The sequence below is a fragment of the Herbaspirillum huttiense genome, from assembly GCF_047300815.1.
GTDB classification, from domain to species: Bacteria; Pseudomonadota; Gammaproteobacteria; order Burkholderiales; family Burkholderiaceae_D; genus Herbaspirillum; species Herbaspirillum huttiense_A.
Genome location: NZ_CP178608.1, coordinates 4108033 through 4120253 on the forward strand (window position 1 = coordinate 4108033; position 12221 = coordinate 4120253).

General features: G+C 61.6%; 10 protein-coding genes and 1 other RNA gene. 1 reads left to right on the top strand and 10 read right to left on the bottom strand.

Features of this window, described 5'->3' with window-relative positions:
- Positions 1-166 precede the first annotated feature (166 nt).
- Together ffs and ubiD are read right to left on the bottom strand one after the other, a co-directional pair.
- Positions 167-265: signal recognition particle sRNA small type (gene ffs, locus ACLRDN_RS18810), an RNA gene on the bottom strand.
- A 163-nt stretch (positions 266-428) separates the two neighbouring features.
- Positions 429-1913 carry a 4-hydroxy-3-polyprenylbenzoate decarboxylase gene (gene ubiD, locus ACLRDN_RS18815; protein ID WP_413457528.1) on the bottom strand — a complete coding sequence of 495 codons (1485 nt, stop codon included), beginning with the start codon at positions 1911-1913 and terminating at the stop codon, positions 429-431.
- A 463-nt stretch (positions 1914-2376) separates the two neighbouring features.
- Between ubiD and ACLRDN_RS18820 the strand changes: the two genes are divergently transcribed.
- Positions 2377-3366 (top strand): transglycosylase SLT domain-containing protein, encoded by a 990-nt coding sequence (locus ACLRDN_RS18820; RefSeq protein ID WP_413457529.1) that lies wholly within the window; start codon positions 2377-2379, stop codon positions 3364-3366.
- A 106-nt stretch (positions 3367-3472) separates the two neighbouring features.
- Here ACLRDN_RS18820 and ACLRDN_RS18825 read toward each other — a convergent pair whose 3' ends face one another.
- The 8 genes from ACLRDN_RS18825 to rbfA form a co-directional block, all read right to left on the bottom strand.
- A complete protein-coding gene (locus tag ACLRDN_RS18825; protein ID WP_413457530.1) occupies positions 3473-4654 on the bottom strand; it encodes a pyridoxal phosphate-dependent aminotransferase in 1182 nt (393 codons plus the stop codon).
- A gap of 106 nt (positions 4655-4760) precedes the next feature.
- Positions 4761-5231, bottom strand: a complete 471-nt coding sequence (nusB, locus tag ACLRDN_RS18830; protein ID WP_413457531.1) for a transcription antitermination factor NusB — start codon at positions 5229-5231, stop codon at positions 4761-4763.
- A 104-nt stretch (positions 5232-5335) separates the two neighbouring features.
- Positions 5336-5821 (bottom strand): 6,7-dimethyl-8-ribityllumazine synthase, encoded by a 486-nt coding sequence (gene ribH / locus ACLRDN_RS18835; RefSeq protein ID WP_006465461.1) that lies wholly within the window; start codon positions 5819-5821, stop codon positions 5336-5338.
- A 75-nt stretch (positions 5822-5896) separates the two neighbouring features.
- A complete protein-coding gene (ribBA, locus tag ACLRDN_RS18840) occupies positions 5897-7018 on the bottom strand; it encodes a bifunctional 3,4-dihydroxy-2-butanone-4-phosphate synthase/GTP cyclohydrolase II (protein ID WP_413457532.1) in 1122 nt (373 codons plus the stop codon).
- Between the two features lie 66 nt (positions 7019-7084).
- Positions 7085-8116, bottom strand: a complete 1032-nt coding sequence (dusA, locus tag ACLRDN_RS18845; RefSeq protein ID WP_413457533.1) for a tRNA dihydrouridine(20/20a) synthase DusA — start codon at positions 8114-8116, stop codon at positions 7085-7087.
- Positions 8117-8724: 608 nt separating this feature from the next.
- Complete coding sequence (gene typA, locus ACLRDN_RS18850; RefSeq protein ID WP_008331395.1) at positions 8725-10566, bottom strand: translational GTPase TypA; 1842 nt, start codon at positions 10564-10566, stop codon at positions 8725-8727.
- Between the two features lie 157 nt (positions 10567-10723).
- Entirely contained in the window at positions 10724-11728 is a 1005-nt protein-coding gene (gene truB, locus ACLRDN_RS18855; protein WP_413457534.1) for a tRNA pseudouridine(55) synthase TruB, read from the bottom strand.
- A 99-nt stretch (positions 11729-11827) separates the two neighbouring features.
- Positions 11828-12220: a 30S ribosome-binding factor RbfA gene (gene rbfA / locus ACLRDN_RS18860; RefSeq protein WP_013235544.1), complete on the bottom strand. Its 393-nt coding sequence runs from the start codon at positions 12218-12220 to the stop codon at positions 11828-11830.
- Position 12221 lies beyond the last annotated feature (1 nt).

The following is a 12221-nucleotide window of genomic DNA, read 5'->3' on the forward strand; positions in this document are numbered from 1 at the left end:
GCCAAGAGGTTTGCAGAAGGCTGATCCGACACGTTCGCGTCAGCCTTTTTTTCATGGCATCGCGCGAAAAGGCAACAGCTCAACAACGAGGAAAAATCTGAGGAGGTGAAACGAGAGGGAGGACCTGCCGGAACTACAGAAGAAACAGAAGAAACAGAAGAAGATAAGAGGCGAGCCTTGTCTGCGGCACTTGCGGGAAATGGCTGTGGCTGCTTCGTTCCCGACCTGACCAGGTTGACCATGCCACAATGCGCAGGGGCCCGCCGGGGTGCATTGTATCCCAGATCACACACTTGCCGCCAGAGAAATCATTGCAGTGCATCAGAAAGTGAAAAGCCGCGCAAATTGATTAAACAATTTACGCGGCTTTTTGCCTGAAGCTTCACTTCGGCGATAGGCGCTTCAAGCAGCGCGCCTGCCCTGCCCGCTCAGATACCCAGGTCCTGCCAGATGGCATCGACACGCTTCTTCACATCGTCGCTCATCACGATGGGCGTGCCCCACTCACGGCTGGTTTCACCGGGCCACTTGTTGGTGGCATCGATGCCCATCTTGCTGCCCAGGCCGCTGATGGGCGAGGCGAAGTCCAGGTAATCGATGGGGGTGTTGTCCACCATGACGGTATCGCGCACCGGGTCCACGCGGGTGGTGATGGCCCAGATCACTTCCTTCCAGTCGCGGATATCGACATCCTCATCGACCACCACGATGAACTTGGTGTACATGAACTGGCGCAGGAAACTCCACACTCCGAACATGACCCGCTTGGCGTGGCCTGCGTAAGATTTCTTCATCTGCACCACCGCCATGCGATAGCTGCATCCCTCCGGCGGCAAGTAGAAATCGGTGATTTCGGCGAACTGCTTCTGCAGCAGCGGGACGAAAACTTCATTCAACGCCACACCCAGCACGGCCGGCTCATCGGGCGGTTTGCCGGTATAGGTGGAGTGATAGATGGCATCGCGCCGCATGGTGATGCGGTCGATGGTGAAGACCGGGAACCAGTCCTGCTCATTGTAGTAACCGGTGTGATCGCCATACGGGCCTTCCAGCGCGTGCTCGAATCCGGACGCGTGTTGTTCATCCGGATAGATATGCCCTTCCAGCACGATTTCGGCCGAGGCCGGCACGCGAAGATCACTGCCCATGGCCTTGACCAGCTCGGTGCGGCTGCCGCGCAGCAGGCCCGCGAACTGGTATTCGGAGAGGCTGTCCGGTACCGGCGTGACTGCACCTAATATAGTGGCGGGATCGGCACCCAGGGCCACGGCGATCGGATAGGGCTTCCCGGGATTGGCGATGCAGTGCTCACGGAAGTCCAGCGCGCCGCCGCGATGGGCCAGCCAGCGCATGATGACCTTGTTCGGACCCAGCACCTGCTGGCGATAGATGCCCAGGTTCTGGCGCTTCTTGTTCGGGCCCTTGGTGATGATCAGGCCCCAGGTGATGAGCGGCGCGATGTCGCCCGGCCAGCAGTGCTGGATCGGCAGGCGCGACAGGTCAACATCGCTGCCTTCCCACACCACATCCTGGCAGGGCGCCGAACCGCGCTCCTTGGGGGCCATGTCCCAGAGCGACTTCACCAGCCCGCCCAGATCCAGCACATCCTTGATGCCCTTGGGCGGCTCCGGCTCCTTCAGGCGCGCCAGCAGATGGCCGATGCGGCGCAGTTCGCTGATGCTGTCGGCCCCCATTCCCAGGGCGACACGATGCGGTGTACCGAAAAGATTCGCTAAAACCGGGATATTTTTCTTGTCGACCTGCTCAAAAAGGAGCGCCGGACCTTCCGCACGGAGGGTGCGGTCAGCGATTTCGGTCATCTCCAGATGCGACGACACCGGGTGCGAGACACGCTTGAGTTCACCTTTTTGTTGCAGTTGAGAAATAAAATCGCGTAAATCAGTGTATTTCATACTTTTTCACAAATTTCTTTTTGCATCACAGCCGGCTCAACTAACCCCGGCAAACGCTTGATTCTATTGATTTTTGACGGAAGGCCACGCGCAATATGATACACAAAAGTTATAAAGAACTATTTTAATAGTATTGACTCGATATAAAGTGGCTTCTACAATGCGCCCACTCTAAACCGAAGAGGTGAGCCGTGGGCTCGTAGAGGCTTGATCGAAAAGAGTCGAGCCAAGCAAGGTATCCAGGGATCCGGGGTCCCAGCAACTCAAGAAGTGTGTCCAGGGCGTCAGCCCTACCCCCCGAAACGTGCCATCCGACGGCAGGGCCAGCAGGCCTCGCGGATGGCCTTGCCGTAACGCCTTGCGACGGTAACGTAATAGATTGCAGCGACGACAGTTCAGCCGTTTGGTCTTCACTTCTTGGCCAGGCGCGCCCTGTTTTTGCCGCAATAACGCAGGAGGTTCAATGTCCAACCAAGCTTCCGAGGCGCCTTTAGCGGGCACCTCGCAGATGGTTCGCCGCGTGAATTTCCGGAATCTCTCCGGGAACCCACGCATTGCTCAATTTTTTGGCATCGCCCATCGTCTGCTGACGATACTGGGTATCGCCGCGCTGTTCGTTCTGGGCCTGATGTTCTTCAATCCCGACCTGGCCGACAAGCTCATCAGCATGTCGCCCTTCTCGGATGCCACTGAAGAGGTCGCAGAAGCCGATGCACCCGCCACTCCGCCTTTGGCCGAGCTGATGGGTCCCACCGCACCGATGGCCACCGTCAGCGCCCTGGCGGGTGCTGCGGCAGCCGGCTCGGTGCAGCAAGCCACCGCACCGGTAGCGGCCCCGGCCCTGTCACCAGAGGAACGCCAGTTGCTCGGCAATCCGCGCCAGCAGAAACTGGTGACCAACTGGTTGGCCAAGCGCTATCGCGTGGCCAGCGATGCGGCCGACATGCTGGTCTCGGCGGCTTACCTGACGGCACGCGACATCAAGCTCGATCCGCTGCTGATCCTGTCGGTGATTGCCATCGAATCGCGCTTCAATCCCTTCGCCGAAAGCCCGATGGGCGCGCAGGGACTGATGCAGGTGATGGCCAAGGTGCACCATGACAAGTTCCAGGAGCTCGGCGGCATCAAGGCGGCCCTCAATCCGGTGGCCAACATCCGTGTCGGTTCGCAGATTCTGAAGGAATACGTCACCCGTGGCGGTTCGGTGGAAGCCGGCCTGAAGAGCTACGTGGGCGCGGCTGACATGGCCAATGATGGTGGCTATGGCATCAAGGTGCTGTCGGAATACCAGAACCTGAAGGAAGTGGCGATGGGCAAGAACATCTCCATCTACACCACGGCCACCGTCAAGCTGCCCGTCTCGGCCAGCGCTGAACAGCCCAAGGCCCCTGCCAACAACAACGTGGCCTCGGCCGCCAAGCCCAAGACGGAAGAACAACTCGCTGCCCTGTGATGAATTGTGCAGACTGGCGTGTTGCGATGTGAATATTACCGGTATTCAGAACGCACAAAAAAAGGAGCCCTCGGGCTCCTTTTTTTACGTCTGTTCATTTGCTGCTTCAGGCCGCCTTGCGCCGGCCTTCGAAGAAGACCCGCAGCCGCGCCACCGCCTCCTGCAGCTTTTCCATCGATGTCGCATAGGACAGGCGGATGTAGCGGCGCGCCGTGAAGGGCCCGAAATCCAGCCCCGGCACGAGTACCACGCCGGCTTCATTGAGCATGTCCAGGCTGAGCTGGTCGGCATCGTCGGACAGCGCGCTGCAGTCCGCGTAGACATAGAAGGCACCGTCAGGGACCACCGGCACCGTGAAGCCCAGGCTTTCCAGCGCCGGCACGATGTAGTCGCGGCGGCGCTTGAACTCGGCCTTGCGATCTTCGTAAATGGCCAGCGTCTCCGGCGTGAAGCAGGCCACGGCGGCATGCTGGGCGATCGAAGAAGCACAGATCAGCAGGTTCTGCGCCAGCTTCTCGACTTGCGGCACCAGGGCCGGTGGCAGCACCAGCCAACCCAGGCGCCAGCCGGTCATGTTGAAGTACTTGGAGAAGCTGTTGATGACCACCACATCCTCGCCCAGCGACAAGGCCGAGAACGGCGCACCCTCATAGGACAAGCCCTGGTAGATCTCATCGACGATGGTAAAGCCGCCGCGCTGGCGGACCTCACCCAGGATCGCGCGCAACTCCTCAGGCACGATGGACGTGCCGGTGGGATTGGAAGGCGACGCCAGCAGCACACCGCGCGTCTTCTCACTCCAGTGCTCGCGCACCATCTGGGCCGACAGTTGGAAACGATGTTCCGGACCGCTGGCGATGAGCTTGGCGCGTCCCTCGAAGGCCGCCACGAAATGGCGGTTGCAGGGATAGCTGGGGTCGGGCATCAGGACTTCGCTGTCACGCTCGACCAGCGCCGCACAGGCCAGCAGCAGGGCTGCCGAGGCGCCGGCGGTAATGACGATGCGTTCCGGCGCGATCTCCAGGCCATAAACGCTGCGATAGTGATCCGAGATCGCCGTGCGCAAGGCCGGCAAGCCCGTGGCCGAGGTGTACTGCATCTTGCCTTCGGCCATGGCGCGGGTGGCAGCCTCGACCACCGCAGGGGGGGCGGTGAAATCGGGCTCGCCGATGCCCATGTGGATCAGGTCGCGTCCCTGCTGGGCCAGGACTTCAGCCTTTTTGGACAATTCCATCACGTGGAAGGGAGCGATGTGTTGCAAACGTGAAGCAAGTTGATTCAGGTTCATGCGCTAATTCCAGCCAACAAGGAAACAACAGGGACAAAAAAGACAAGACGGCGTCCGAACCAACGGCGCCGTCCAAAAAACGAGCAAAGCGGCAGGACTGCGACGATCAACGGCGGCCGGCAGCTTCCACTTCGGTAGCGCGCGCCTGGGCGGCGAAACGATCGAGCACGCCGTTGACGTACTTGTGGCCGTCGATACCGCCGAAGGATTTGGTCAGTTCAACGGCTTCGTTGATGACCACCTTGTAGGGGATCTCGATGTGGTTCTGCAGCTCGTAGGCGCCGATCAGCAGGGCCGCGTGTTCCACCGGCGAGAGTTCCTTGAGCGGACGGTCGATCAGCGGCGCCAGGCCTGCACGCAGCTTTTCGGCGTCACGGATGGTACCGGTGAGCAGGGTATCGAAGTGTTCGGCGTCGGCCTTGTCGAACCCGTGGGCTTCGCGGATGTGGGCTTCGATGGCGCCCGCGTGCTCGTGGTTGAGCAGCCACTGGTACAAGCCCTGCAACGCGAACTCGCGCGCGCGATGGCGCGGGGTGCGGTTCTTGTTCGAATTGGCGTGTGGAGTTTTGTTCGACATGATGAATGCGGCCGGAGCCTTGGATAACTGAAACAAAGGAATGCGAGTACCGGCACAGGCCGGCGGGACGGCAGCGGGATAGGCACCCCGCCGCTGCCCGTGAATTATTCTTCTTCGGTGGCCTGGCCGAGTTCTTCCAACACGATGGACAGGTTGGCCATTTCCACCGCCACGCGGGCCGCGTCAGCGCCCTTCTCGGCCATGCGGACCTCGGCTTGCTCGTCGTTTTCGGTGGTCAGCACGGCGTTGGCGATGGGCAGGCCGAAATCCAGGCCGATGCGGGTGATGCCGGCACCGGATTCATTGGACACCAGCTCGAAGTGATAGGTCTCGCCACGGATGACCGCACCCAGGGCGATCAAGGCATCGAACTGCTCGGTCTCGGCCATCTTCTGCAGCGCCAGCGGGATTTCCAGGGCGCCCGGCACGGTCACGTGCAGGATGTCCTCGTCGGCCACGCCCAGGTGCTTCAGTTCGGCCAGGCAGGCGGCCAGCAGGCCGTGGCAGACGTCTTCATTGAAACGGGCCTGGACGATACCGATGCGCAAGCTCTCGCCATTGAAGTCTGGTTCATAGGTTCCGATGGTCATGGCTGTTCCTTCTTGATAGGTTGACTTGCGTAATTGCTTGTTGCTTGGAGCATATGACGGTTTGCGTGTGGCGGCTCAGGTGGCTTCGCGTGCCTGGTAGCCGGTCACTTCGAGCTGGAAACCGGTCATCGAGGGCATCTTGCGGGGGCTGGCCAGCAGCTTCATCTTGCACACCTTGAGATCCTTGAGGATCTGCGCGCCAATACCGTAGGTGCGCAGGTCCATGCGGTCAGCGCGGCTCGGCTTGGCGGCGGCGGGCGTGCCGACCTTGTTGAGGGCGCCGAACTGGTCGAACATCTGCTGGGCCGATTCCTCGCAGTTGAGCAGCACGATCACGCCCGACTCGGCAGCCTGCACCGCTTGCATGGCGGCGGCCAGGTTCCAGGAGTGGGTGGTCACGCCGGCGTCGAGCAGGTCCAGGATGGAGACCGGCTGGTGCACGCGCACCAGGGTTTCGCGGCCGGGCTGGATGTCGCCATGCACCAGCGCCAGGTGGGCACCGCCCGAGGGCGTGTCGCGATAGGCGATGGCCTTGAAGCTGCCGTGTGCGGTCTGCATCTCGCGCTCGGCCACGCGTTCGATGATGCTTTCATTGCGGCTGCGGTAGTGGATCAGGTCGGCGATGGTACCGATCTTCAGATTGTGTTTTTCAGCGAACTCCAGCAGGTCCGGCAGGCGGGCCATGGTGCCGTCTTCCTTCAGGATTTCGCAGATCACCGAGGCCGGGGTGAGTCCGGCCATGGCGGTGAGGTCGCAACCGGCTTCGGTGTGGCCGGCGCGCATGAGCACGCCGCCCTTTTGCGCGCGCAGCGGGAAGATGTGGCCCGGCTGCACCAGGTCCGAGGGCTTGGCGCCCTTGGAGGCGGCCACCTGGATGGTGCGCGCGCGGTCGGCGGCGGAAATGCCGGTGGTCACGCCCTCGGCGGCTTCGATGGAGACGGTGAAGTTGGTGCCGTAGGCGGTGCCGTTGCGGCTGGCCATGAGCGGCAGGTCGAGCTGGTCGACGTGTTCTTCGGTCAGCGTCAGGCAGACCAGGCCGCGCGCATGCGTGACCATGAAATTGATGGCTTCAGGGGTGACGAAGTCGGTGGCCAGTACCAGGTCGCCTTCGTTTTCACGGTCTTCTTCGTCGACCAGGATCACCATGCGTCCGGCACGGAGTTCGGCGACGATTTCTTCGGTTGTAGCAAGTGGCATGTTCGCGCTCTTTTCCCAATTGGAACCCGCTATTTTAAAGGATAGCGGGCCTGCTCCGCTGGCCAATTACGCCAATGAGGCCATTTGTGCCGCCTGTGTGGCCTGGGACCGTTGCAGGGCTTCCAACAGCAGGGCCGGGTCGCCCAGCGCCAGGCGCTTGGAGTCCGACAAGGTCTGGCGGAAGGCGCGTGCGCCGGGCATGCCGGTCAGCAGGCCCAGCATGTGGCGCGTGATGCTGTTCAAGCGCAGGCCGCGGCCATTGTCGCCGTGCAATTCCAGCTGGCGCTTGATATAGGGCAACATGGCCTCGATCACCTCGGTGCGGCTGGGCTGGCGGCCGCCTTCCAGATCACTGTAGTAACGGGCGTCGAAGCTCGCCATCAGATAGGGGTTGTGATAGGCCTCGCGGCCCAGCATGACGCCGTCTACGTGCTTCAGGTGTTCATCGATCTCGGGCAGGGTCTTGATGCCGCCGTTGATGAGGATTTCCAGATCGGGGAAATCCTGCTTCAGCTGATAGGCATAGTGGTACTTCAGCGGCGGGATCTCGCGGTTTTCCTTGGGGCTCAGGCCCTTGAGGATCGCATTGCGGGCATGCACGATGAAGGTCTTGCAGCCGGCCTCGGCCACCTGGCCGACGAAATCGCGCACGAAGTCATAGGATTGCACGTCATCGATGCCGATGCGGTGCTTCACGGTCACGTCGATGGACACGGCATCGCGCATGGCCTTGACGCAATCGGCCACCAGCGTGGGCTCGCCCATGAGGCAGGCACCGAAGGCGCCCTTCTGGACGCGCTCGGACGGGCAGCCGCAATTCAGGTTGATCTCGTCATAGCCCCATTGCTCGCCCAGTTTGGCGCTCTGGGCCAGATCGGCCGGCTCGCTGCCGCCCAGCTGCAGGGCGACCGGGTGTTCCTGCTCGTCGAAATCGAGGTGGCGCGGCACATCCCCATGCAGCAGCGCACCGGTGGTGACCATCTCGGTGTAGAGCCAGGTGTGGCGCGTGATCTGGCGATGGAAGACGCGGCAGTGGCGGTCGGTCCAGTCCATCATGGGGGCGACCGACAAGGTACGGGGAGGCAGGGATTTCTTCATAAACTGACGAAATACTTCATTAAAGTCCCGGGCTGGATACCGGAAAACCAGGCAACAAGCGCCTGCTTGGCAGACGAGGTGAACAAGCTTTCAATTAACCGTTTTAGCACCGAAGATCGGCCGCCGCCGCAAATAGAAAGCCCGCAAGGCTTGCGCGTTGCGGGCTGGTGTCCCCTCTATCCTCTTCGAGATAGGATTTTTCGTACAGCGGACACGATTCTGCACCACAATCCGGCAGCCGTCATTTCGCATTGCACAAAAACAGCGCAACCCACACTGTTTTGGGACAAACGTTCATCTCACACAACGTTCGAAGGAAAAATGAGAGCGAATTCACTTCGCCCGGCAGGCTCAACACCGCCCTCACCGGGACTTCACGCCAAAAGGCAAAAAAAAAGCCCACAACCGAAGTTGCGGGCTTGAATCCAATTCTTTAGGAGGAAATTGGAGGAGACAGGTGTAACTATATGGCAGTGCATCATGACTGTCTGCTTTTTTATGCTGATATCAGTTATTCACAAACCAGATATCACCACCCGCCCAGCCTGACACTTCCCGCTCCCCACTGCAGGCAGCCCATCCAGCGACTGCCCTTTCCTGCCAACGAATCAAATGGATTCTTCGCGCGACGCCTTCTTGCGCTCGTGTTCCTTCAGGTGACGCTTGCGCAGGCGGATGCTCTTCGGAGTCACTTCGACCAGCTCGTCGTCTTCAATGAATTCCACCGCGTATTCCAGCGACAGTTCGATCGGCGGCACCAGGCGCACTGCTTCGTCGGTACCGGAAGCGCGCACGTTGGTCAGCTGTTTGCCCTTGATCGGGTTGACGACCAGGTCGTTGTCACGCGAGTGGATACCGATGATCATGCCTTCATACACCGGGTCGTTGTGGCTGACGAACATGCGGCCGCGATCCTGCAGCTTCCACAGTGCGTAGGCCACGGCAGCGCCGTCGTCCTGAGAGATCAGCACGCCGTTGCGACGGCCGGCCAGTTCGCCCTTGGTGGTATCGACCGGCTTGTAGTCGTCGAAGACGTGGCTCATCAGGCCGGTGCCGCGGGTCAGGGTCATGAATTCACCCTGGAAGCCGATCAGGCCACGTGCCGGGATGTGGTATTCCAGGCGCACACGGCCCTTGCCGTCCGGTTCCATGTTCTGCAGGTCGCCACGGCGGCGGCCCAGTTCTTCCATGACGCCGCCCTGGTGGGTTTCTTCGACGTCGACGGTCAGGTTTTCGTACGGTTCTTCGCGCACGCCGTCAACCATGCGGAACACCACGCGCGGACGCGAGACGGCCAGCTCGAAGCCTTCACGGCGCATGTTTTCGATCAGGATGGTCAGGTGCAATTCACCACGGCCCGACACTTCGTAGGTCGAGTCGTCGTTTTCGGCCTGTACCACGCGCAGCGCCATGTTGGACTTCAGTTCTTTTTCCAGGCGGTCGCGGATCTGGCGGGTGGTGACGAACTTGCCTTCGCGGCCAGCCAGCGGCGAGGTGTTGACCATGAAGTTCATGGTCAGGGTCGGTTCGTCGACCTTCAGCATCGGCAGGCCGTTGGGGGCATCCGGCGCACAGATGGTGGAGCCGATGCCGATTTCTTCGATACCGTTGATCAGCACGATGTCGCCAGCCAGGGCTTCATCGACCAGCACGCGCTCCAGGCCCTTGAAGGTCAGCACCTGGTTGATGCGGGCCTTGGTGGGCTTGTCTTCCGGACCATTCATCCACACCACGTCCTGACCGCCCTTGACGCGGCCAGCCAGGATACGGCCGACGCCGATCTTGCCGACGTAGGAGGAGTATTCCAGCGAGGTGATCTGCAGTTGCAGCGGTGCGTCCGGGTCATCCTTGCGGGCCGGGACATACTTCAGAATCGCGTCGAACAGCGGCTCCATGTTGCCTTCGCGGGTTTCCGGATCCAGGCTGGCGTAGCCGTTCAGGCCCGAGGCGTAGATCACGGGGAAGTCCAGCTGCTCTTCGGTGGCGCCCAGCTTGTCGAACAGTTCGAAGGTGGCGTTGATGGCCCACTCGGCGCGTGCGCCCGGACGGTCGATCTTGTTGAGGACGACGATGGGCTTCAGGCCCAGGGCCAGTGCCTTGCGGGTCACGAAGCGGGTCTGCGGCATCGGGCCTTCCTGCGCATCCACCAGCAGCAGCACCGAGTCCACCATCGACAGCACGCGCTCGACCTCACCGCCGAAGTCGGCGTGGCCCGGGGTGTCGACGATGTTGATGTGGGTGCCCTTGTATTCCACCGCGCAGTTCTTCGACAGGATGGTGATGCCGCGTTCCTTTTCGATGTCGTTGGAGTCCATCACGCGGTTGTCCACTTGCTGGTTGTCGCGGAAGGTGCCGGACTGGCGCAGCAGCTGGTCCACCAGGGTGGTCTTGCCGTGGTCAACGTGGGCGATGATGGCGATGTTGCGAATTGCGCGGATATTGTTTGACATGGTGAATGTGGTTGGGAATGCCGAATCTCGGGAGGCGCGCATTATAGCATGTTGCGACGCATGAACTTTGGAAAAACCTGTGTTATCAACGGCTTGCCGAGCCCTTCGGGCTATCCCGGAAGGTCTGGCTGCAAGCCGTTTTTGACGCTATCTGTCCTCAGGCGGTGGACACCAGCCTTTCGGGGGCCAGGATGGCGTATTCCTGCAACAGTCCGGTGCCCAGCAAGGCAGCGTCCGAACTGCGATAGACGCGCACGCGGCCGGTCTGCTCCGGCACCGCCACGCCTTCCTTGCCCAGCGGCAAGCGCTGGCCGTGCAGGAAGCGGCGCGCCAGTTCATCGCTGAGCTGCACCGCCGGGAAGCTGCGCAAGAGGCCGTCCACCGGCAGCAGCAAGGCCTTGCGGGCCTCCAGCTCAGCGGCGGCATCGAAGGTCTCCAGCGTGACTGCGCCATCGAGCGCGAGAGCGCCGACTCCAGTGCGTCTCAGGGCATTGAGGTGAGCCCCGCAGCCCAGTACTTCGCCAATATCTTCACCCAGCACGCGGATATATGTCCCTTTGCTGCAAGTGACGCGGATGCGCAGCATGGGGGCCTGGTAGTCCAGCAGTTCCAGGGTATGGATGATGACGTTGCGGGCTTCGCGCTCCAGCGTGATGCCGGCGCGTGCATATTCATACAAGGGCTTGCCGTCGCGCTTCAAGGCCGAGTGCATGGGCGCCACCTGGCTGATGGGGCCACGGAACTGCGCCAGCGCGGCTTCGATCTGCGCCACGCTGACCTCAACGGCGCGCTCGCTGAGGACCTGGCCTTCGGTGTCGCCGGTATCGGTGCGCACACCCAGGTGGACCAGGGCCTCGTAAGTCTTGTCGGCTTCCAGCAAGTCCTGCGAGAACTTGGTGGCTTCGCCGAAGCACAGCGGCAACAGGCCAGTGGCAAACGGGTCCAGGGTACCGGTGTGACCCGCCTTGGGCGCATTGAGCATGCGCTTGGCGCGGATCAGGGCGTCGTTGGAGGACAGGCCCACCGGCTTGTCCAGCAACAGCACGCCATGCACCGGCACGCGGGGGGGACGCGGCGTGCGGGCCTGCTGGCCGCGCTTGGGGCGCGGCTGCAGCGGTTCAGGGGAAGCGGAACCAAGGTCCGCCGTCGTATCGTCGGCCATGAAATGCAAGACCGGCCCACGCCCCGCTGAAGGGAAACGCAGACCGGCATGAAAAGTGTGAAGAAAACTGCAATGCAACGGGAAGAGAACCGCCCGTCATCAAGCCTCGTCGTCCGAATCCTTGGCGCGGGTGGCGTTGGCTTCGTCGATCAGGCGCGACATTTCAATGCCGCGTGCGGTCGAGTTGTCGTGCACGAAGTGCAGTTCCGGCAGGGTGTGGATGGTCAGCCTGCGGCCCAGCTGGGTGCGCAGGTAACCGCCCGCCTTGCGCAGGCCGGCCAGGGTGTTCTTGATCGCCTCAGGGTTGTCCACCAGCGTGGTGAAGAAGACCTTGGCGTGCGCGTAGTCCGGGGTGACCTGCACTTCGGTAATGGTGATCATGCCCACCCGCGGATCCTTCAGCTCGAAGGCGATCAACTCCGACAGGTCCCGCTGGATCTGGTCGGCGACGCGCAAGCCGCGTCCGGGAATGGATTTGCTGTGTTTTGCCATG